The 21,049-nt window shown below is 71.1% G+C and carries 18 protein-coding genes and 2 pseudogenes; 8 read left to right on the top strand and 12 right to left on the bottom strand.

The genetic code is table 11. The features are described 5' to 3' along the window. The first annotated feature begins 37 nt into the window (after positions 1–37). Both AB0J04_RS22950 and AB0J04_RS22945 read left to right on the top strand, forming a co-directional pair. A complete protein-coding gene (locus AB0J04_RS22950) occupies positions 38–3,202 on the top strand; it encodes a VCBS repeat-containing protein (protein ID WP_363170400.1) in 3,165 nt (1,054 codons plus the stop codon). A 161-nt stretch (positions 3,203–3,363) separates the two neighbouring features. Continuing rightward, positions 3,364–4,152, top strand: coding sequence for an intradiol ring-cleavage dioxygenase (locus AB0J04_RS22945; RefSeq protein WP_363170425.1), 789 nt, complete (start codon positions 3,364–3,366; stop codon positions 4,150–4,152). Positions 4,153–4,250: 98 nt separating this feature from the next. Here the strand turns inward: AB0J04_RS22945 and AB0J04_RS22940 are convergent, their stop codons facing one another. Then, positions 4,251–4,901, bottom strand: a complete 651-nt coding sequence (locus tag AB0J04_RS22940) for a DUF4360 domain-containing protein (protein WP_363170399.1) — start codon at positions 4,899–4,901, stop codon at positions 4,251–4,253. A 269-nt stretch (positions 4,902–5,170) separates the two neighbouring features. Beyond that, positions 5,171–5,509: a trypco2 family protein gene (locus tag AB0J04_RS22935; protein ID WP_363170398.1), complete on the bottom strand. Its 339-nt coding sequence runs from the start codon at positions 5,507–5,509 to the stop codon at positions 5,171–5,173. A gap of 182 nt (positions 5,510–5,691) precedes the next feature. On the opposite strand from AB0J04_RS22935, the gene AB0J04_RS22930 reads away from it, so the two are divergent. Further along, a complete protein-coding gene (locus tag AB0J04_RS22930; RefSeq protein ID WP_363170397.1) occupies positions 5,692–6,528 on the top strand; it encodes an intradiol ring-cleavage dioxygenase in 837 nt (278 codons plus the stop codon). Positions 6,529–6,605: 77 nt separating this feature from the next. On the opposite strand, the gene AB0J04_RS22925 is transcribed toward AB0J04_RS22930, so the two are convergent. The 6 genes from AB0J04_RS22925 to AB0J04_RS22900 form a co-directional block, all read right to left on the bottom strand. Next, the gene (locus AB0J04_RS22925; protein WP_363170396.1) at positions 6,606–7,067 is read right to left on the bottom strand and encodes an Rrf2 family transcriptional regulator; all 462 of its coding nucleotides are present in this window, start codon (positions 7,065–7,067) and stop codon (positions 6,606–6,608) included. 55 nt (positions 7,068–7,122) lie between these two features. Continuing rightward, a complete protein-coding gene (locus AB0J04_RS22920; RefSeq protein ID WP_363170395.1) occupies positions 7,123–8,634 on the bottom strand; it encodes an alpha-N-arabinofuranosidase in 1,512 nt (503 codons plus the stop codon). Positions 8,635–8,701: 67 nt separating this feature from the next. After that, a complete protein-coding gene (locus tag AB0J04_RS22915) occupies positions 8,702–9,676 on the bottom strand; it encodes an arabinan endo-1,5-alpha-L-arabinosidase (RefSeq protein ID WP_363170394.1) in 975 nt (324 codons plus the stop codon). Between the two features lie 9 nt (positions 9,677–9,685). Further along, positions 9,686–10,546: a carbohydrate ABC transporter permease gene (locus AB0J04_RS22910; RefSeq protein WP_363170393.1), complete on the bottom strand. Its 861-nt coding sequence runs from the start codon at positions 10,544–10,546 to the stop codon at positions 9,686–9,688. Beyond that, on the bottom strand, positions 10,543–11,496 hold the full coding sequence (locus AB0J04_RS22905; RefSeq protein ID WP_363170424.1) for a sugar ABC transporter permease: 954 nt from the start codon (positions 11,494–11,496) through the stop codon (positions 10,543–10,545). Before AB0J04_RS22905 ends, AB0J04_RS22910 begins: the two co-directional genes overlap by 4 nt. A 20-nt stretch (positions 11,497–11,516) precedes the next feature. After that, on the bottom strand, positions 11,517–12,875 hold the full coding sequence (locus tag AB0J04_RS22900) for an extracellular solute-binding protein (RefSeq protein ID WP_363170392.1): 1,359 nt from the start codon (positions 12,873–12,875) through the stop codon (positions 11,517–11,519). Positions 12,876–13,157: 282 nt separating this feature from the next. Between AB0J04_RS22900 and AB0J04_RS22895 the strand changes: the two genes are divergently transcribed. The 3 genes from AB0J04_RS22895 to AB0J04_RS22885 are packed head-to-tail and all read left to right on the top strand — an operon-like array spanning position 13,158 to position 16,505. Beyond that, positions 13,158–13,850, top strand: coding sequence for a toxin-antitoxin system, toxin component family protein (locus AB0J04_RS22895; RefSeq protein WP_363170391.1), 693 nt, complete (start codon positions 13,158–13,160; stop codon positions 13,848–13,850). Positions 13,851–13,858: 8 nt separating this feature from the next. Further along, positions 13,859–15,109, top strand: a complete 1,251-nt coding sequence (locus tag AB0J04_RS22890) for an MAB_1171c family putative transporter (protein ID WP_363170423.1) — start codon at positions 13,859–13,861, stop codon at positions 15,107–15,109. After that, positions 15,102–16,505 (top strand): FAD-dependent oxidoreductase, encoded by a 1,404-nt coding sequence (locus AB0J04_RS22885; RefSeq protein WP_363170390.1) that lies wholly within the window; start codon positions 15,102–15,104, stop codon positions 16,503–16,505. The genes AB0J04_RS22890 and AB0J04_RS22885 overlap by 8 nt, the downstream gene beginning before the upstream one ends. A gap of 129 nt (positions 16,506–16,634) precedes the next feature. Here AB0J04_RS22885 and AB0J04_RS22880 read toward each other — a convergent pair whose 3' ends face one another. After that, positions 16,635–17,495, bottom strand: a complete 861-nt coding sequence (locus AB0J04_RS22880; protein WP_363170389.1) for an SMP-30/gluconolactonase/LRE family protein — start codon at positions 17,493–17,495, stop codon at positions 16,635–16,637. After that, positions 17,492–18,265: an IclR family transcriptional regulator gene (locus AB0J04_RS22875; RefSeq protein ID WP_363170388.1), complete on the bottom strand. Its 774-nt coding sequence runs from the start codon at positions 18,263–18,265 to the stop codon at positions 17,492–17,494. The genes AB0J04_RS22880 and AB0J04_RS22875 overlap by 4 nt, the downstream gene beginning before the upstream one ends. Positions 18,266–18,407: 142 nt before the next feature. Here AB0J04_RS22875 and AB0J04_RS22870 point away from each other — a divergent pair, with 142 nt between their 5' ends. Then, a complete protein-coding gene (locus AB0J04_RS22870) occupies positions 18,408–18,998 on the top strand; it encodes a hypothetical protein (protein ID WP_363170387.1) in 591 nt (196 codons plus the stop codon). Between the two features lie 70 nt (positions 18,999–19,068). On the opposite strand, the gene AB0J04_RS22865 is transcribed toward AB0J04_RS22870, so the two are convergent. Both AB0J04_RS22865 and AB0J04_RS22860 read right to left on the bottom strand, forming a co-directional pair. Then, the gene (locus AB0J04_RS22865) at positions 19,069–19,962 is read right to left on the bottom strand and encodes a hypothetical protein (protein ID WP_363170386.1); all 894 of its coding nucleotides are present in this window, start codon (positions 19,960–19,962) and stop codon (positions 19,069–19,071) included. 73 nt (positions 19,963–20,035) lie between these two features. Further along, positions 20,036–20,302 (bottom strand): annotated as a pseudogene (locus AB0J04_RS22860) (FCD domain-containing protein); the annotation flags it as partial. 137 nt (positions 20,303–20,439) lie between these two features. On the opposite strand from AB0J04_RS22860, the pseudogene AB0J04_RS22855 reads away from it, so the two are divergent. Beyond that, positions 20,440–21,036: pseudogene (locus AB0J04_RS22855) on the top strand (SLC13 family permease); the annotation flags it as partial. Positions 21,037–21,049: the final 13 nt, after the last annotated feature.

Here is a 21,049-nt window from a genome sequence, read left to right as displayed (position 1 = left end):
GGGCACGCACGGCAACGAACTCCGGGGGGATTCGCCCATGCCCGCACCATCCCGAAGACCACACAGGACCCGGCGGTTAGCACGCGCCGCGCTGGTCGCGGCGATCACCGGCGGGACACTCGGCCTGACACCGCTGACCTCACCGGTGTCGGCCTCGACCACCGCCGCCGACCCCGAGCAGCACGCTCTCCGGCAGGCCGCCGAGACCGGCGAGCCTGTGGAGCTGGTGTCCGAGCGCACCGAGACCAGTGAGACCCATGCACTGCCCAACGGCAACCTCCGCCACACCCAGCACACCCTGCCCGTGCGGGTGAAGCGCGAGGGCGTCTGGACGCCGGTGGACACCACGCTCGCCGAGGCCTCCGGCCGGATCCAGCCAAAGGCGGCGCCCGGCCGGGTCGCCTTCTCGGCCGGCGGCGACAACCGTCTGGTGACGCTCTCGGACCGGGGCGGCGAACTTGCCCTGACCTGGCCGACCGCCCTTCCCGAACCGGTACTGGACGGCTCGACGGCGACCTACCGGGAGGTCTTCCCGGGCGTCGACCTGGCCGTGAAGGCGAGCCTGGACGGGTTCAGCCAGGCCCTGATCGTCAAGACGCCCGAGGCAGCCGACCGCCCGGAGCTCAAGGAGATCGACTTCGGTCTGCGCACCGAAGGCCTCGACCTGCGCAAGGACGCGGAGACGGGCACGCTCACCGCGGTCAACGCGGCCGGGCAGACGGTGTTCGCCTCCTCCACGGCCCGGATGTGGGACTCGTCGGGGACGACGGAACAGGCGCCGCCGACACCGACGGCCTCGACCTCGAAATCGGCCAGGTCGCCCGCCTCGGCCTCATCGGGGGCATCGGCCAAATCAGGGACGTCGGCCGCAGCTGTCGACACCTCGGGCCCCGTCTCCGACCCGTCCCCGCTCACCCCGGGCACCAGGAGCAGCGAGGTCGGCGTCGAAGTGGCCGACGGCCGCATCTCCCTGACGCCCGACCAGAAGCTGCTCGACGCCCCGGACACCGAGTTCCCGGTCTACATCGACCCGCGGATGACCGGCACCCGCGAGGCCTGGACGATCGCCTACAAGCCGCATCCGACCAGCAGTTACTGGAACGGCACCGGCTGGGACGGCGGCACGACGAGCGAGGCGCGCGTCGGCTACGAGTCGTCCACGGGCGGCACGGCCCGCTCGTTCTTCCGCGTGGGCTCCAAGTTCCTGGCGGGCGTGAAGGTGATCGACGCACAGTTCCAGATCACCGAGACGCACTCCTGGTCCTGCACGCCCAAGCCGGTCGAGCTGTATCTGACGAACCCGATCAGCTCGTCGACCACCTGGAACAAGCAGCCTGCCTGGTCGACGCGCCAGGACAGCCGCAGTGTCGCGCACGGCAACGAGACCTTCGGCTGCCCGAACGCGGCGGTCGACTTCAACGCCAAGGACGCGGCGGTCAAGGCGGCGGCGAACAAGTGGGCGAACATCACCTTCGGTCTGCGGGCCCCGCAGAGCGCGGAGGACAACAAGGACGAGTACAGCTGGAAGAAGTTCAAGCCGGACGCCAAGCTGATCGTCGAGTTCAACCGCCGGGCGAAGGCCCCGTGGGCGCTGGACACCATCCCCAGCACCAAGGTCGGCGCGAACGAGTGCGGCAACGGCTCCTCGTACGTGACGGTCGGCAACACGGACGTGACGCTCACCGCGCAGGTGTGGGACCCGGACGGCGGTTCGGTCAACGTCCAGTTCCACCTGTGGGCGACCGGCAAGCACGCCGTCTCGCCGGGGATCTTCTTCGACAAGCGGGTGAAGGTCACCGTCAAGTCGACCGACTCCAAGGGTGCGCAGGCACGGATCACCGTGCCGAAGGCGCTGCTCAACCAGCACAAGGGCGCGAGCGGCGGGCAGTTCTCGTGGAAGGCGCAGGCCGAGGACGTCTCGGACGACGGCTTCGCCTCCGACTGGACGCCGACGGCGGGCGCGGCCGGCTGCCGCTTCGGCTTCGACCCGAACGCGCCGACCGTGATGCCGCTGGTCGGCTCCAAGGACGACCTCTACCCCGAGACGACGGCCGACGCCGAGCCCGTCGAGGGCGCGCTGGCCCGCACCGAGGGCACCTTCGAGTTCGGCGCCAACGGCGTCTCGGACACCACCGAGTACCTGTACGGCCTGGACCGCACCCCGCCGAGCACCTCGGCGAAGCCCACGACCAAGGGCGGCCCGGCCCAGGCGAAGATCACCCCGCTCACCCCGGGACCGCACACGCTGTACGTGCGGCTGAAGGACGTGGGCGGCAATGTCGGCCCGGTCTACCCGTACCGCTTCTATGTGAAGAGCCCCGGCATCACGGACAAGCCCGGTGACGTCAACGGCGACGGCATGCCCGACCTCTTCGCCGTCGACGGCACGAACAACCTGCGGCTGTACAGCGGAACAGGGGCCGGCAAGCTGGCGGCGGTGGTCCCGCTGTCCTCGGACGGCAGCTGGAACGGCGCGCTGCTGACCCACCGCGGCGACTGGACCGAGGACTTCTACGAGGACCTGGTGGCCCGCCGCTCCGACGGGAAGCTGTGGCTCTACCCGAACAGCGGACAGGGCGAGTTCACCGAGGACACCAAGCAGGAGGTGTACGTCTTCCCGGACCCGGAGACGGACGTGGCGACGGACCCGGCCGCGATCAAGCAGATCGTCTCGGTCGGCGACGTCACGGCGGACGCCGAGGCGACCTATCCCGACTTCGTGGCGGTCATCGGCGACCAGCTCTGGTTCATGCCGGGCAGCTTCAGCGGCACGCTCGACTCCGGCTACCTCATCGGGGCCTCGGGCTGGAGCGGGATGCAGCTCGCCTCCCCCGGCGACGTGGACGGCGACGGCTTCACCGACCTGATCGCCCGCAACACGGCGGGCGGCGAGCTGTGGCTCTACCACGGGCGCAGCCCGGGCGACGCGGACGGCGACGGGGTCACCGACGGCGGCACCGACCCTGCGTCGTGGGGCACGATCGCCAACCGCACCGCGTACGCGACCGGTTGGACGACGGCTGCCCGGCCGCTGATCACCGCCTACGGCGACTCCGACGGCGACGGCGTCTCCGACCTGTGGACGACGACGCCGAACGCCACCGCGGGCCTGGAGTTGGCTCCGGGCCGCAAGAGCGGGCTGGTGGGTCCGCCGGTGGTCGTGAGCACCGGCAACTGGCAGGCGATCAAGCTGCTGTCCTGAGCCGACAGCGGCGGGAAGTGCGCTGCCGCCCTCCGGTCCAACCGGAGGGCGGCAGTCCTGTGTCGACACTTGCCCGGCAAGTAACTTGACGAGCACTCACTTTGCCTAACTGACAGCTCCTCAACAGAAACCGCTCCTACGGTGCCGTGTTCATGACAGACATGACGGGAAACCCCAACGGAACCCCCCACGAGTCCGATCACCCCATCGGTCGGCGCACCGTGCTGATCGCCTCGGGCGCCACCGCCGCGACGCTGGCCGTCGGCGCCACGGCCGCCGTCACCGCCCCGTCGGCCGCCGAGCAGCAGCCGGACACCGCCCCCGTCGCCGCCGCGGCCGTCTGCACCCTCACGAAGGAGATGACCGAAGGCCCTTACTACCTCGACGGACAGTACGTCCGCGCCGACATCACCGAGGGCAAGGCGGGCATCCCGCTGAAGCTGACCCTCACGGTCGTCGACGACGACACCTGCGTGCCCCTGTCCAACGCCCTCGTGGAGATCTGGCACGCCGACGCCCTCGGCGAGTACTCCGGCTTCGTCGGCAGCAACGGCCACAGCGAGCCGGACAGCGGCACGTTCCTGCGCGGCGGAGTCCTGACCAACTCCAGCGGCGTCGCCTCGATCACCACGATCTACCCCGGCTGGTACCGGGGCCGCTGCATCCACATCCACATCAAGGTGCACACGAACGTCACCCTGACCTCGGACGGCTCGTTCACCGGCGGCCAGGAACTGCACACCGGTCAGCTCTTCTTCAGCGAGACGATCACGACCGCCGTCGCGGCCGTCTCCCCGTACTCGACCAACACGGTCACCCGCACCACCCTCGCTCAGGACTCCATCTACGACGACGGAGGCGCCGCGTCGGGCCTGGTGACGCTGACGGCCCTGGGCAGTTCGACGTCCTCGGGCTACGCGGGCACGCTGACGCTGGGCGTGGAGAGCTGACCTGCACCACATGACCGGCCGGGCGTCACCGAAGTCGCGGTGACGCCCGGTCGGCGTGCCGGATCCGAGCCGGCCTCAGAGCCGGCGCCGGAGCGGGCTCACTTGGCCGGGCACTCCTGCCAGGCCATGTGGTAGATGGTGCTGAGGTCGCCGTCGGTCGAGTCCATGGTCATGAAGCTGACCTTGCTCGGGGACGAGGTGCCGGCGTTGACCCGGAGTTCGGTGTTGATGTTGAAGTTGCGCTGAACTCCGCAGGGGGCCCAGACCAGTTGGGCCCAGTCGGTGGTGTCGGTCGCCTGCCAGCTGTCGTTGAGGGAGCCGCTGAAGTTGTGGTTCTTGAACACGGTCTGCGACGAGCCCTGGAAGTAGTACGAGGCCCGCTGCACGGCGCTCGCGCCGGACTGGAGCGAGGCGTAGCCGCGGTAGTCCGCCTTGGCGATGGCGTACGTGAAGCCCGACGGGACGTGGACGACCAGGTTGAGCTGGCAGTTCTTGCGGAACGCCGTGGGGTTGGAGCCCCCGCCGACCTGGGCGAGGTAGTCGCTGTAGGTCACGGTGAACGCGGTGTTGTCCTCGGAGACGGCGACCGCCGCCGTGCCGGCCGGACAGCCGGAGCCGTTCACGGTCGCGACGTCGATGACGATCTTGTCCGGCGGCGGGTTGTCGAAGACGGGGGACGAGTTGTGCGCGGGTATCGCCGCGGTGATGAGAGCGGCGACCGCGCCGCCGAGGAGCAGCCCACTGGCCATGATCTCTCCTTCGATCGAAGGGTGGGGGGTGGCAGCGCCCGGCTCAGCGCAGCGTCGACTCCACGGAGAAGAATCCGTGAGGCCGAAACTGTGAAGCTGCTGTGAAGAACCGGGGCGATCGCATCGTAGGGAGCCCCCTGAGCCACAGCCAGGTCGAACTCCGGCCATTCACCCGGGCCCGTTCACACCTGCACCGGAGGCCGGGGGCCGAGGCCTGCTCCCCCCGCCGGTCACCACGGTCACCGCCGGTCACCGCAGGTCACCACCGGTCACCGCCCGTCGCCGCTCCTCCCGAAGCGCCCGACGTTCCCCTTGCTCGGGTTCCCCACCTTCCACGGCTGCCCGGTGCGCGCGTCCAGGGCCTTGAGGGTGACCGCGACCCGGTGGGTGCGGGAGTCGCCGCCCTTGACGTCCGCTCCCGCCTCGAAGACGTACGCCTTCACCTTGAGGCCGCCCGCGGTCTCCTTGCGGATCTCGACGGTGAACTCCAGCTCGATGTCGCCCAGTTCGAAGACGACGTCCTGCCCCGTCGCCCGGCTCGCGGCCGTGATCAGTTCGTCCCGTACTGCCTGCACGGCGTCCGCCAGTTCGACGCGGTCGTCTGCCATGTGTCCCCCTAGGGTCCGTCCGGTACGGCGAAGCTCAACGCTAAGGAGATCGCGGATCCGGCGTCCGGTGTTTCGCCATGTCCGAACTAACGCGGAAACAACGGCAGTTGACCGTTGCATCCCCAGGTCCCGCACAGTCCCGCATCAAGGATTTCCTCAGGTCCGCTTCTAACTTCCTCTGCATGACGGGAAACACCGAGCACCACGACGAGTCCATCGACACCGACGACAACCAGCCGGGTAGGCACCGGCTCGACAAGAGCATGAAGCGGCGCCGCGTCCTCATCGGCGGCACCGCGGTCGCCGCCGCGGGCGGCCTCGCCGTCGCCGGGTTCGCCTCGGCGGCCGACAGCACCGCCGACACCGCCGCGACCACCGAGGCCGCGGCCACCGCGTCCAGCGGCGTCTGCACCCTCAACGCCGAGGTCACCGAGGGCCCGTACTCCCTGGACGGCGCCCTCGTCCGCGAGGACATCCGGGAGGACAAGGATGGCTTCGAGGTCCAGTACACCTTCACCGTCGTCGACCAGGCCAACGACTGTGCGCCGCTCGCCGACGCGCTGGTCGAGATCTGGCACTGCGACGCGCTGGGCGAGTACTCAGGCTTCGTGGGCGGCAACGGCCATACCGAGGAGGACAACGGCACCTTCCTGCGCGGCGGTCAGACGACCGACGCGAACGGCCGGTGCAGCATCACCTCGATCTGGCCCGGCCACTACGTCTCCCGCGCCGTGCACGTCCACATGCGGGTGCACACCGAGGTGACGCTCACCGACGACTCGTACACCGGCGGCGACGTCATCCACACCGGTCAGCTCTTCTTCGACGCCGACATCAACGAGGAGATCCAGGCCACCTCGCCGTACTCCGCGAACACCACCAAGGAGACGGCCCTGGCCGACGACAGCATCTACGACGACGGCGGCGCGTCCTCCGGGCTGCTCACCCTGACCGCCCTCGGCTCCAGCGTGTCCGACGGCTACAAGGCGACGCTGACCGTGGGCGTCGACTCCGCCTGATCAGGCACCCGCGCCACCGCGAGATCCCGTAGTGCCGGGCCGCCGCTTCACGAGAGCGGCGGCCCGCACCGCGCGGGCTACGGGTTCTCCCAGGCGGCCGGCTCCGCCGCCAGTTCCCGCACCGGGGCCGGCAGCGCGTCCGCCGCGATGTCGGCGATCGTGACGCCCTCCAGGACCCGGCGCACGTTCGCCCGCAACGCGATCCACAGCGGCAGCAGCGGCTGCGCGGAGCCCGTGTACGTCAGACCCGTCGGACGTTCGCCGCGGACGGACACGATCGGGCCGTCCACCGCCCTGATCACGTCCGCGACCGTGATCGCCGCCGGATCACGGGCCAGCCGGTAGCCGCCTCCGCCGCCGCGCCGGCTGTCGACGATCCCGCCGCGCCGCAGATCGCCGAGAATCCCCTCCAGGAACTTGTGCGGAATGTCCTGCTCGGCGGCGATCGACTCCGCCTTCACCGGGTCGCCGCCGCCCTGTCGCACGGCGAGCTCCAGCACCGCCCGTACCGCGTAGTCCGCCCTTGCCGAGATCCTCATGGCCCCATTCTGGATCAGCGGCCGGTCGGCGGGGCGCTTCTCCCGCTCCGGTCGGTCACCCCAGCCTGATCACGTTCCAGGACAGCGGCTCCAGCGTCGCCGTCAGCCGGCCGTCCGTCAGCGCGGTCCCCTCCGCCGCGTGCGGGGCGACCCGCTCGGGGTCGGCGAGCGTGTTGCGCGCGTCCGGGTCGGCGTCCGCGAGCACGCTGTGCTCGACGACCGTCGTCAGGTCCAGCCCGGTCAGCCCGACCTGGAGGGGCAGCGCCTCGGTGCGGCTGCGGTTGACGGCGAACACGGTGACGGTGCCGTCCTCGGCGCGGACGGCGGTCGCGTGCAGCAGGTCCGCCTCGCCGTACTTCGCCGTCTCGTACGTCGGCGAGTCCACCCGTACGTCGAGGACCGTGCCGCGACCGTGCTTCGAGGCCTGCGCGAACGGGAAGAACGTCGTCTGCCGCCAGGCCGGACCGCCCGGCTCGGTGAGGATCGGCGCGATGACGTTGACGAGCTGGGCGAGACAGGCGACCGTCACCCGGTCGGCGTGCCGGAGCAGCGCGATGAGCAGCGAGCCGAAGACCACCGCGTCCATGACGCTGTAGTTGTCCTCCAGCAGCCGCGGGGCCTCCGCCCAGTCCCGCGCGGCGGAGTCCTCGATCGCGTGCCACTGCGAGATGTACCAGACGTTCCACTCGTCGAAGGAGAGGTTGATCTTCTTCTTGGACTTGAGCTTCGCGCCGACGTGGTCGCAGGTGGCGACGACGTTCTCGATGAACGACTCCATGTCGACGGCGGAGGCCAGGAAGGAGTCGACGTCACCGTCCTGCGGCTGGTAGTAGGCGTGCAGGGAGATGTAGTCGACCAGGTCGTACGTCTCCGCGAGGACCGTCGCCTCCCACTCGGCGAAGGTCGGCATGGACTGGCTGGAGGAGCCGCAGGCGACCAGTTCCACGGACGGGTCCATCTGGCGCATGGCGCGGGCGGTCTCGGCGGCGAGGCGGCCGTACTCCCCGGCGGTCTTGTGGCCGGTCTGCCAGGGGCCGTCCATCTCGTTGCCCAGACACCAGACCTTGATGCCGAAGGGGTCCTTGTCGCCGTGGTCGGCGCGCAGGTCCGAGAGCGCCGTGCCGGCCTGGTGGTTGGCGTACTCCTGGAGTTCCAGGGCCTCCGCGACGCCCCGCGTGCCGAGGTTGATCGCCATCATGGGCTCGGCCTGCGGGCCGACCTTCTTCAGGAAGGCGATGTACTCGGAGAGTCCGAAGCGGTTCGTCTCCGTCGAGCGCCAGGCGAGGTCCAGACGGCGCGGGCGGTCCTCGGCCGGGCCGACCGAGTCCTCCCACTTGTAGCCCGAGACGAAGTTGCCGCCGGGGTAGCGGATGGCGGTGACGCCGAGTTCGCGGACGAGCTCCAGGACGTCCTGGCGCAGGCCCGCCTCGTCGGCGGTGGGGTGGTCCGGTTCGAAGAGGCCTGTGTACACGCAGCGGCCGAGGTGTTCCACGAAGCTGCCGAAAAGACGGGGGTTTACTTCGCCGACCTCGAAGGCGGGGTCGAGGGTGAAGTGGGCGGTGTGCATGTGCGCCTTTCGGGGAGGGGGTGCGGTTTCGTCGGCGGGTGCGGGCGGGCGGGGGTTGCTCGCGCCCCTATAAGACTGCTGGCCAGCCGGTCTTTGTCCAGTTCAGGGTGTTGAGCCCCAGCTTCGGGGCGCCGCCGTCCTCTGCGTCGTAGTAGTGGTACGCCAGGACGTCTCTGCCCCTGTCCTTGAAGATCGATTCTCCGCCGGGGCCGACGTAGCGGCCATGGCCCGCCAGCAGCAGGTCGCCGCCGCCCTCCAGCAGGGGCTTGCCCGCGCTGTCCACGTAGGGGCCCGTCACCGACGTCGATCTGCCCACCCTGATCCGGTACGTCGAGTTCACCCCCGCACAGCAGGTGTCGTAGGAGGCGAAGAGGTAGTAGTGGCGGCCGTGCTTGACGATGTACGGGCCCTCGACCGCGTAGGGGGCGTCCGGGCGGGTCGCCATGTGGTGGACCGGGGCGTCCGGGCGGGCCTTGCCCGTTCTCGGGTCGAGTTCGACCATGCGGATGCCCGTCCAGTACGAGCCGAAGCTCATCCACAGGCGACCGTCGGCCTGGATCAGGGCCGGGTCGATGGCGTTGAAGTCGTCGGTGCGTTCGGAGGCGAAGGCCTTGCCGTGGTCGGTCCAGGTGCCGGGGAGGCCGGTCGGGGAGGTGGCCACGCCGATCGCGGAGTGGTTGGCGCCCCAGGAGGAGACCGCGTAGTACAGCCAGTAGCGGCCGGCCCGGTAGGAGAGGTCGGGGGCCCAGGGGTCGCCGGTGTCGTTGTACTCGTACCACCAACTCGGCGGCTGTGCGAAGGCGTTGCCCGCGTCGTCCCACTGGACACGGTCCCTCGAGGTGCGGGCCCCGATGATCCCGCCGGTCGAATAGGCCACATAGCCGCCGGACTTGAGGCGGAGCACCGTCGGGTCGTGGATGATCTGCTGTCCCGTGATCGGCTGCGGGTCGGGGTAGGCGACGTCGGCCCGGGCCGTGCCCGGGAGCAGGGTGACGACCGCCGCGGTGAGCAGGGTCGTCGCGGATCTGAGACTGAGGCGCACCGGATCTCCTTACTGTCCCGCCAGCCCCGTGTGGGCCACGCCCTTGACGATCTGGCTCTGGAAGAAGACGAACACGACGATCAGCGGAAGGCCCGCCAGCAGACCGCCGGCCATGAGCTGGGGCCAGACGATGCCGAAGGCGTTCTGCACGGTGGCGATGCCGTTGGGCATGGTCATCAGGTCGGGGTTGTTGGTCACCATGTACGGCCAGAGGAAGTTGTTCCAGGAGGCGATGAAGGTGAAGATGCCCACCGCCGAGAGGGAGGGCTTGGACAGCGGCAGGACGATCGTGAGGAAGATCCGCCAGCGGCCCGCGCCGTCGATGAACGCCGCCTCCTCCAGTTCGCGGGGCAGCGACTGGAAGAACTTGTAGAGGATGTAGACCATCGCGGCCGGGGCGCACTGCGGCAGGATCATGCCCCAGTAGGTGTCGACCATGCCGAGCGACTGGACCGTGGTGAAGAGCGGGACGCCGAGGATCGCCGGGGAGAACATCAGGCCCGCCATCGTCAGCGCCAGCAGGGCCGACTTGCCCCGGAACTCCGTGCGGGCGAAGCCGTAGCCCGCGAGGGAGGCGACCGCCAGCACGATGAAGGTGACGCAGACCGACACGACCACCGAGTTCACGAACCAGTTGGGGATGTCGCCGGCCTCGATCACCGCCTTCCAGGACTCCGCGGTGAAGTCCTGCGGGATCCAGCGCGGGGAGGTCACCGAGTCGGTGGGCGTCTTGAGCGACGTGGACAGCGCCCAGGCCAGCGGGGTCAGCCAGATCAGGGAGAGGGTCGCCGCCACCAGGGTCAGGGCGATCTGCGCCGGGGTCCACGTGCTGCGCGGCCTGCGGAGGCGGTCAGTCGTCGGGGTCGTCATCGGGGCGTGCCCTCCTCGCGGTTGCGCAGCAGCCACATCCGCCCGAGGGCGACGGCCGCGACGATGATGAAGAGGATGAAGGAGATCGCGGAGGCGTAGCCCACGCGGTAGCTGGTGAAGCCCTGTTCGAGGGTGTACTGGACGAAGGTGCGGGTCGATTCCTCAGGTCCCGGCCCGAACTGGTACATCACCACCGCCTGGTCGAAGACCTGGAGCGAGGCGAGGATCTGCAGGGCGAAGACCAGCCCGGTGATGTTGCGCAGGTTGGGCACGGTGATGTGCAACATCCGCTGGAACGCGTTCGCGCCGTCCAACTCGGCGGCCTCGTAGAGGTGTTGGGGGATGTTCTGGAGGGCGGCCAGGTAGAGGAGGAAGGAGAAGCCGACCGTCCACCACACGGTCGCGATGACGACCGCGAGCATCGCCGTCGACTTCTGCGTGAGCCACGGGGTGTCCCAGCCCAGGACGTGGTTGACCATGCCGTTGGTGGGCTGGAAGAGCCACCACCACAGGTTGCCGATGACCGCGGAGGGCAGCAGGAACGGCGCGAAGAAGCACAGTCGCCACAGCCACTTGAAGTGCACGGTGTGGTGGGCGATCAGGGCCATCAGCAGAGCCAGCACCACGATCGCCGGGACCACGTACAGCGTGAACTGCACGCTGTGCCGGAGCGAGTCCCAGACCAGGTCGTCCTTCAGCGCCTCGCGGTAGTTGTCGAGGCCGACGAAGCCGGTGTGGTCCCCGGAGATGTTGGCGTCGGTGAAGCTGAGGTAGAGGCCGCGGACGACCGGCAGGACGACGAACAGGCCGTAGAGGACGAAGAAGGGGGCCACGAACCAGCCGCCGTGCTGGAAGCGGCGTCCCCAGCGGGCGCGGGCGGAGTCGGCCGCCGCAGCGGTGCGCGACCCAAGCGTCCCGGCATGCGCGAGCGTGCTCGTGTGCGCGCTCATGTGCGCGCCGGTGTGGGTGCTCATGCGCTCGCTCCCTTCAGCTCCTCGGCTGCCGTGCGGCCGTCCATCGGGTTCTTCATGGTGAGCAGCTGCTGAAGCGTCGACTTCATCCGGCGGGCCGCCGCGTCCGGTGCGGTGGAGCCGAGGTTGGAGGCGGCGACGATCGGGCCGACGCGCTGGGCGAGGATGCCGGTGGAGCCGGCGAACCAGATGTGGGGTTCGTTGGCCTGGTGGTCCATCGCCGGGCGCGAGTACTCGTTCTGCGGGGCGAGCCTCAGATAGGCCGGGTCCTCGAAGGTGGGCAGATAGGCGGGGACATGGCCGCCGTTGGCCCAGGTGGTGGCGTGGGTGACCATGTAGGCGGCGAGCCGGTACGCGCCGTCGTCCGCTTCCCCGCCGCGGCCGGCCTGGTGGGGCAGGACGAAGGAGTGCGACTCGGCGTGGGTGGCCGGGGCGCCGAACACCGGGGGCAGCGGCTGGGCCCCGTACTCGACCTTCTCGCCGTCGAAGTACGGCACCGACCAGTTGCCCTCCCAGGTGAAGGGCGAACCGGCGAGGAAGGCCTCGCCGTCCGCCTCGCCGACGGTGACATAGCCGTCGGTGACGTGTCTGCGGAGGAACTCCAGGACCTGGGTGGCCCTGTCGGTGTCGAAGGTGAGGGTCGTCCGGTCGTCGTCGAAGTAGGTTCCGCCGAGCTGCTGGTAGAAGGCGACGAAGAACCACCAGCAGAAGTTCTGGTCGCCTGCGTGCAGGCCGAGCGTCTGCTGCCCCTTCTTCAGCTGCCCCTTGGCCGCCTTGAGGATCTCGAACCAGTCGTCGGTCGACGTGGCCGTGGGGAGGCGGCCGTCGGCGTCGAGGAGGCCGGCCTTCTCGCAGACGTCCTTGCGGTAGAAGTTCAGCTGGACGTGGATGTCGAGCGGCAGCGCGTACAACTTGCCGTCCACGACGCCGCGTTGCCACAGCACCGGGTTGAAGTCGGCCTCCCGCACCCCGTGTTCGGCGAGGAGGTCGACGTCCCAGGGGTCGAGGAGGCGGCCGGGCGCGAAGCCGGGGATGCGGCCCTGGTGCATGACGCCGAGGTCGGGGGCGCGGTTTCCGGCGGCGGCCATGGCGAGCTTGGTGTAGTAGGGGCCGCCCCAGGCGAGCGTGGAGTCCTTGACGGCGGTGTCCGGGTTCGCCTTGCGGAAGGCGTCCACCATCGCGACCTGGTTGGCCCCGTCGCCACCCTGGAAGAGGTTCCAGTAGCGGACGCGGGTGCGCGCGCCGGACGCGAGCGCGTCGGCTCCCGAACCGAGGGCCGCGAAGCCGAAGCTGCCCGCGACCGCCAGTCCGCCCGCGGCGGCGAGCAGTCGCCTGCGATTCAGGCCAGGTTGTCCCATACCTTGCCCCTGTCATCGTTGGTGCTGTCGTCGTTGTTGCCGTTGCCGTTGCCGTTGCCGTTACCGTCGGTGACCATTTGTTCGGGATTTCGGATTCCGCTCGTAACTTCGAACGGACCGTAAATTCGAAGCGCTTGCACGTCAATGCTTTCGACAGGATCTCTGATAGCGCTTTCTACTCGTTGCGCCTCCCTACGCCCTCAACGACTTCTCGTGACGCGGACACGACCGGCCGCGTAGTCTCGAACGGGCCGCCGTACAGCGGTCGAGAAGGGGGAGCCGATGGACGTCGCGGGCGCGCGCGGGAGGGCGGCCCGGTTCGCCTCGATGCTGCGGCGCGCGAGGACCGGACCCGCCATGCGCGAGCTGACCGGCGATCTCGCCGCCGCGTTGCGGGCCCGCCCCTGTCGACCCTCCGGTGCGCGGGACGTGTGCCGGGCGCTGTGCGAGGAGATGTCCGCGCTGCGCGGCGGACGGCCCGTCGACCTGCGATTCGAGTGCTTCCCCGACGCCTTCGAAGTGACCGGGCTGTGGGTGGAGTTCCAGGACTTCGACCTGGTCATCGTCGAGGAGCGGGCCGAGGCCGTGCAGCAACTGGTCATCCTCGGCCATGAGCTGTGGCATCTGCACGCCGGGCACCGGCACCGTCACCACGGTGTCGGCAGGGCCGCGGCGGGCGTTCTCGCCGACCGGATCGCCGACCGCTCCGGCTGGGACGCCATCGCGCTGACCGTCGCCGCCCGCAACGGCTCCCGGGCGGACGACGAGGCCGAGGCCGACGACTTCGGCCACCGGCTCGCGGCCCGCGTCCGGCGCTACCTGCCCGCCGACACCGGAGCGACGGCTTCCGGAACGCCCGGACTCGCCGGCCCCGACGGCCTCGCCGGATCTGCCGGATCCGCGGGATCCGCCGCCGAGACCTCCGCCGTCCAGCGGACCCTCGGCTATCGCGGACGCCGGGGTGCGGCGCGGTGAGCCACGGCATGTACATCTCGTTCTGGCTGCCCACCGTGGTCCTGGGCGCGGCTCTCGCCATCAAGCTGCCCAGCATCCTCAAGCTCTGGCGGGACCCGCTGCTGCGCGCCGTCGGCGGCCTGCTGGTGTTCGCCTGCGCGGTGTTCGTGTTCGCGGCCCCGAAGACCATCGCCTGGACCAACCGGGTCACCGGCGTGCCGAACATCGCGGCCCCCTGGGTGTACTCGCTGCTCACCGCGCTGTCCGCGTCCTGGCTGCTGCTGATCATCGCCTGGCGCAACGGCCGTACGGAGCGCTCCGCGCAGACCCGGCGCGCGACCCGCTGGGTGGTCTCCGTCTACGCCGGTGTGGTGGTCGCGCTGTGGGTGCTGTTCGCGCTCGCCGACGTCCCCGTGGAGCGGATCCGGGACCTGGACACCTACTACGCCAACACGCCGTTCATGCGCGAGGAGATCCTGCTCTACCTGGTCGCGCACACGGTGGCCTGCTCGGTCACGGCCCGGCTCGTGTGGAACTGGAGCCGCACCGAGGGCCTCGACGCCTGGCTGCGCTGGGGCCTCAGGTTCCTGGGGGCCGGCTATGTGACGAACCTGCTGTTCAGCGCGGCCAAGCTGACGGCCGTCGCGGCCCGTTGGACCGGACACGACCTGGACTGGCTGAACACCGGCATCGCGCCGTCGGCGGCCTGTATCGCCGCCACGCTGGTCGCGATCGGCTTCATCGTCCCGCACGCCGGCCAGTACCTCCAGGAGCGGTGGCGGATCCGCCGCCGGTACCGGAGCCTTGGGCCCCTGTCCCGGCTGATCCGGACCGTCGCGGGCGGGCGCGAGCCGTTCGACCTGCGCGCCACCCCGGAACTGCGGCTGATCCGCCGCGAGACGTTCATCCGCGACGCGCTCCTCCAACTGGCCCGGCACCTCGACGACGACCTGCGCGCCCGGTCCTACGACGCCGCCGTCGCCCTCGGCTTCGAGCGCGGGACCGCCCAGGCGCTGGCCGCCGCGGTGACGCTCCTGGACGCCGTCGAGGCGAGGGAGCAGCGGTCGCTCCTGCCCGCTCAGGAGCCCGCTCAGGAGCGCGCCGCCTCCCGCGCCGCTCCGTCTTCCCCCTCCTCCCCCGCTGCCCCGCCCTGCGCCGACACCACCTACCTCCTGCGGGAGATCCAGGCCGTGTCCCTCGTCCTTCGCCACCCCGACGACATCCAGGCGGTGCGCGCCCGCGCGAACGCCCCGGCAGAGAGCTTGTCCACGCATGAGTGAACCCTCCAACCCCGCCAGAACCGCCGTAGTCCTGGGGGGATCCCATGCGGGCATGCTCGCGGCACGCGCCCTGACCGGCCTCGCCGACCGGGTCGTCGTCGTCGAGCGGGACGTGCTGCCCGACGGCCCCGCGCCCCGCAAGGGGCTGCCGCAGGCCCGCCACGCCCACATGCTGTGGTCGGGCGGGGTGCGGGCGGTGGCGGAACTGCTGCCGGACATCGTCGAGGCGCTCCAGGCCGTCGGGGCGCGCCGGTCCCCGGTGACCACGGACATGGTCGTCCTGGGCGCACGCGGCTGGTTCCGCCGCTGGCCCGAGTCCCACCACGTGATCCTGGCCGGCCGCGACCTGCTGGACGCGACGGTCCGCGCGCAGGTCCTCGCCGACGACCGGGTCGAACTGCTGTCCGGAACCGAGGCGGTGGGGCTCGTCGGGGACGCGGGGGCGGTCACCGGGGTACGGGCGCAGGAGCGATCCGGCGCGGAGCGGGTGATCCCGGCCGAGTTCGTCGTCGACGCGACCGGACGGGGATCGCGGGCCGAGGGCTGGCTGACGGAGCTCGGACTGCCGTCGGTGGAGCGGCGCGAGGTGGACTCCGGGCTGGCGTACGCCAGTCGGCTGTATCTCGCGCCCGAGCCGGCGCGGTCCGGGTACCCGATCGTCAACGTGCAGCCCGACCCGCGGGACGGCCGGCCCGGGCGGGCGGGGTTTCTGCTGCCCATCGAGGACGGCCGCTGGATCGTCACCCTCAACGGCACCAGGGGCGGCGAACCCTCCGCCGCCGGCGACGACTTCGTCCGCTTCGCCCGTGAGGAACTGCGCCACCCCGTGATCGGGCAGCTCCTGGAACAGGCCGAGCCGCTGTCCGACGTGTCGTACACCCGGACCACCGTCAACCGCCGTCACTTCTACGAGCGGATGCGCGCCTGGCCGGAGAACTTCGCCGTCCTCGGGGACGCCCTCGCCGCGTACAACCCGCTCTACGGCCACGGTCTCGCGGTCGCCGCGCAGAGCGCGGTGGCGCTGCGGGACGTCGTCCGGCGGCACGGGTGGGACTCGCCCGGGCTGTCCCGGCGCGTCCAGAAGGCGGTGGCCCGGCCGGCCCGGACCGCGTGGGACCTCGCGGTCGGACAGGACGTGTTCTACCCGGGCGCGACCGAGAACGGGCCGACGCTGCGGGACCGGCTCCAGTCGGCGTACGTCGGCCGCCTGATGCACACGGCCACCGGCAGCGGCCGGATCGCCCGCCGGGTGACGGACGTGACGTCGCTGGAGCGCGGCCCGCAGGTGCTGTTGACCCCGTCGGTGCTGTTGGCTGCCGCCGTGGGGTCGTTGAAGCCCGCGTTGAGCGGGCCGCCGCTGACGGGGGACGAGTTGAAGCGGGCGAGGTTGGAGTAGGCGCGGCTGTCGGGGGCGGGGCGGGGTGCGCGGACCGGCGGCGGGGTGCTGCCCTCGGCGGGTCGTGAGCCGCCCCCAGCCGCCCCCGGCCGCACGCATGCCCGCGGGTGTCGGCGGGTGTCGGCCGGGTCAGCCCTTGAACGGCGGCTGGGGCATGCCCTTCCCCGCTCCCGGGATCACCAGTAGTGAGCCCGCCACCGGGTGGGGGGCGGTCAGGCCCACGCAGGCCGTGGTGATGTACAGGTCCGTCAGGTCGGTGCCGCCGAACGCGCAGGCCGTGACGCGGGGCGTGGGCAGGGCGATCACGCGGTCCAGTTCGCCGTCCGGCGTGTAGCGGCGGACCGCCGCCCCGTCCCACAGCGCCACCCACACACAGCCGTCGGCGTCGACGGTGAGGCCGTCGGGGAAGCCGGCGCCGTCCTCGATCTCGACCAGGGGGCGGCGGCCGGACACCCGTCCGTCCGGCGCGCGGTCGAAGACGTCGACGCGGCGGGTCGGCGAGTCGATGTAGTACATCAGCGTGCCGTCCGGGCTCCAGCCCGTCCCGTTGCTCACCGCCACGTCGTCGAGGACCGCCTCGACCGTGCCGTCCCCCGTGAACCGGGACAGGGTGCCGCCCCCGGGCGCTTCGTCGTAGCGCATGGTGCCGGCCCAGAGGGAGCCGTCGGGGGCGACGGCCGCGTCGTTGGCGCGGCGGCCGGGGACCGGCTCGTGGTGCAGCCAGCGGAAGCCGCCGTCCGCGTCGAGAAGGCCCACGCCGTCCCGCAGGTTGAGGACCAGGCCGCCGCCGGCGCGGGGCTTGGCCGCGCCCACGTGCTGGTCGGTCACCCGGACCGTGCGGCGGCCGGTCGCGGGGTCGTAGGTGTGCAGCCGGGAGCCGAGTATGTCGAGCCAGAGCAGCCGGCCGGCGGCCGGGTCCCAGGTCGGGCCCTCGCCGAGGGTCGCCTCGGCCCGGACCGCGACCTCGTAGGCGGTGGTGATCTTCGTCATGCCACGCTCCGGTAGCCCAGGAGCTCGGAGAGCTCGGCCGCGCCCTTGATTGCGAGCTGCTCCAGTTCGACGCGGCGCTCGTCGCTCCAGCGGATCATCGGCACCGAGATGGAGAGGGCGGCGACGACCTGACCGGTGCGGTCGCGCACCGGGGCCGCCACACAGCTGACGTCCGGGTTGGACTCGCGGCTCTCGACGGCGACCCCGCGCTCGCGGATCTCCGTCAGGGCCGCGCGCAGGGCGTCGGGCTCGGTGATGCTGTTGGGGGTCATCCGGACGAGGTCGGCGTCGTCCGGGATGCGCGCGCTGAGCTCCGGCTCGGCGAGCGAGGCCAGCAGCATCTTGCCGACGGAGGTGCAGTGGGCGGGCAGCCGACGGCCCGCGGCCGAGACCATCCGGACCGCGTGCGTCGAGTCGACCTTGGCGATGTAGATGACGTCGGCGCCTTCGAGGATCGCGACGTGGACCGTCTCGTCACACGTTTCAGCGACGGACCGGGCGACGTGCTGACCCTCGGCGGCGAGGTCGAGCTGCTCCGCGTAGCGACTGCCGAGCTGGTACGGGCGGACCCCCAGGCGGTACCGTCCGGGCTGTCCGGGAACCGCAACGATGTACGACCGCGCCGAGAGCGTGGTCACGAGTTCGTGCACGGTGGTGCGTGGAAGCTGGAGCTTGCGCACTATGTCGGGGGCGGAGAGCGAACCGTCCCCGTCGAGGAAGAGCTCGAGAATGTCGAGAGCTCGGGTCACGGCAGGTACGAGGCGTCCCATGTCCGGCCCCCTCCCTTAGGTAGTCGTCTCAGTGCCTGTGTTCGAGATATCAACAGGCGATCGGCATGACGAACACAGGCTGTCATATGGCTTTCCGCTGGGCAATGGTCGTGAAACGCGCGAGTGGGCCAGGATGGGGGGCATGCCGACCCAGAAGCGCCTTGCCGGCTCTTTCGCATCGTTCGACTTCCAACTCGTCCTGCTGCGCCGCATGAACGACCACAACCCGGAACTGGTGGACACGGCGCGCCGCGGCCTCGGCGTCTCCCTGACCCAGATGCGGGAGGCCAACAAGCGGTGGCAGGCCATGACCCACTCCCCGCACTCACGGGGCGCGCTCTCCCGCTACCGCACGGTCCTCGGGGAACCGGAGTCCAGAACCCCCCGCCGCGTCGGCGACCTCGACTGCGAGGCCTGGCTCTGGCCGGTCCAGCTCTGGCCCGAGCTGCGCTTCGAGGTGCTGGTCGCCCCGAACGGCATGGCCTGGAACGAGTGGCTGGTCCGCTCCCCGCACGCCGAGCCGCCGACCCTGACGAGTCTCGCCGACCTCACTCCCTGGTCCTGCACGGTCGACGAGGTCGCCGAGGCCTTCGCCCCGGCCCAACCCCTGGAGGGCACGGCACCCACCCGCTGGGGCCTGGCCTACTCCGCACCCGACGGCAGGGGGGTGGAACGGAAGGTCATCTCCGAGTTCACCTGGGGACTGCTGCAACGGACGACAGCCAGGGAGTAGGGGAACAGGGGAACAGGGGAACAGGGGAACAGGGGAACAGGGGGATCCGAAGGCGGCGGTCAGGAGGCGGTCAGGGGGTTGCCGCCGCCGTCAGGATCGCCGCCGCGACGGCCGACACCGACTCCGGGTGAAGGAACAGGAAGAGGTTCGGCTCGACCAGCTCCAGCTCCATCACGCGCGGTTCGCCGTCGTCGCCGTCCACCAGGTCGACCCGCGCGTAGAGCAGCTCGGGCGCGTCCGGCACGGCGGCCAGGGCGCGCTCGGCGACGGCGAGCTCGGCCCGCGTCGGCGTCCAGGGCTCCAGACCGGGGTGGGCGACCTTGTCCGCGTCGAAGGCGGTGCCGGGAGCCAGGACCGCCCGCTTGCGGCTGGCGTGCAGGAGACGTCCGCCGAAGAACTGCAGGGCCCGCTCGCCGCCGGTGTCGATGCCGCGCAGATACGGCTGAACCATCGCCGTCAGCCCCTCCGCGTGCATCCGCGCGAGGTGCCGGACGGCCGTCTCGTGCTGCTCGGGCGTGTACCGGGCGGCGTAGCGGGCGCCGGCCCCGGAGGCGGGCTTGACGACGTACTCGTGGTCGCCGGGCAGCGCGTCGGGGCTGTCGGGGCCGACGGTCTCGCCCGGGGCGAGGTAGCGCGTGGGGACCGTGGGCACCCCGGCCGCCGCGAGCTCCCCGAGGTAGTGCTTGTCGCTGTTCCAGCGCACGACGGCGGCCGGGTTCGCCAGGCGCGTCAACTTGCCGCACCGCTCCGCCCACGCCGTGAACTCGTCCGCCCGCCAGCTGTAGTCCCAGGTCGAGCGGATGACGGCGAGGTCGTAGGAGGCCCAGTCGACCTGGTCGTCGTCCCAGATCACGGCGTCGGCCTCGGCTCCCGCCGCCTCCAGCGCGGCTCGCAGCACGGGAAGATCGCGGTCCTTGCTCGGCTCCGGCCGGGGGTCGTAGGTGACGAGGGCGACTCGGGGCACGGCAGGACTCCGTTCTCGTACGTCCGTGCGTCGTTCGCGCACCTGTGCAGGCTAACGGCCGACGCCGCAGCCGTCAGTCCTCGCCCTCCCTCTCGTCCTCGCCCGGCTCCCAGTCCAGCAGCCGCACCTTCGCCACCGTGCGGACGTGGCGGCGCATCGCCGTGGCCGGCTGCCGGGGCTGCCGGGCGGCGATCGCGTCGACGATGGCCCGGTGCTGGGCGAGGGAGCGGGCGGGCCGGCCCTGCTGGCGCAGGGACTCGGTGCGGCTCTCGGCGATCTGGTCGGCGATGGAGCGCATGAACTCCGCGAGGAGGCTGCTGTGGGCGGCCGCCGTCACCGCCGGGTCCGCAGGCCGACGCTGTGCCCGACGAGCCCGAGACGGGGGATGCCCCGGCCCCGGGCGGGACGGCCACGCACCCCTCCGGCACCGCAACCGTCGTCGCGGCCCCGGCCGTCGCTCCCGCCGTCCCCGTCGGCCTCACCCCGGCCCGGGTCGCCACCCTCGGGGCGCTGGTCGCCCTCGTCGTCGCCGTGCTCGCCTTCGATCTGGACGCCGGGCTGACCGCGATCACCCTCGCCGTCCTGCTGAGCACCTTCTGGCCGGAGGACAGCCGCAAGGCGGTGGGCCAGATCGCGTGGTCGACGGTGCTGCTGATCTGCGGTGTCCTGACCTACGTCGGCGTCCTGGACGAGATGGGCACCATCAAGTGGGCCGGCGAGGGCGTGGGCGGCATCGGCGTCCCGCTGCTGGCGGCGGTGCTGCTCTGCTACATCGGCGCGATCGTGTCCGCGTTCGCCTCCTCCGTGGGGATCATGGGCGCGCTGATCCCGCTGGCCGTGCCGTTCCTCGCGCAGGGCGAGATCGGGGCGGTCGGCATGATCGCCGCGCTCGCGGTGTCGGCGACGGTCGTGGACGTCAGCCCGTTCTCGACGAACGGCGCGCTCGTGCTGGCCGCGGCGCCGGACGTCGACCGCGAGCGCTTCTTCAGGCAGCTGATGATCTACGGAGGCGTCGTGGTCGCCGTCGTGCCCGCGGTGGTGTGGCTGGTGATGGTCGTGCCAGGGTTCGGATAGGCCCGGCAGGCGG

The sequence above is a fragment of the Streptomyces sp. NPDC050263 genome (assembly GCF_040655955.1).
Taxonomy (GTDB): Bacteria; Actinomycetota; Actinomycetes; order Streptomycetales; family Streptomycetaceae; genus Streptomyces.
This window is presented reverse-complemented; position numbering and strand designations above follow the sequence as displayed.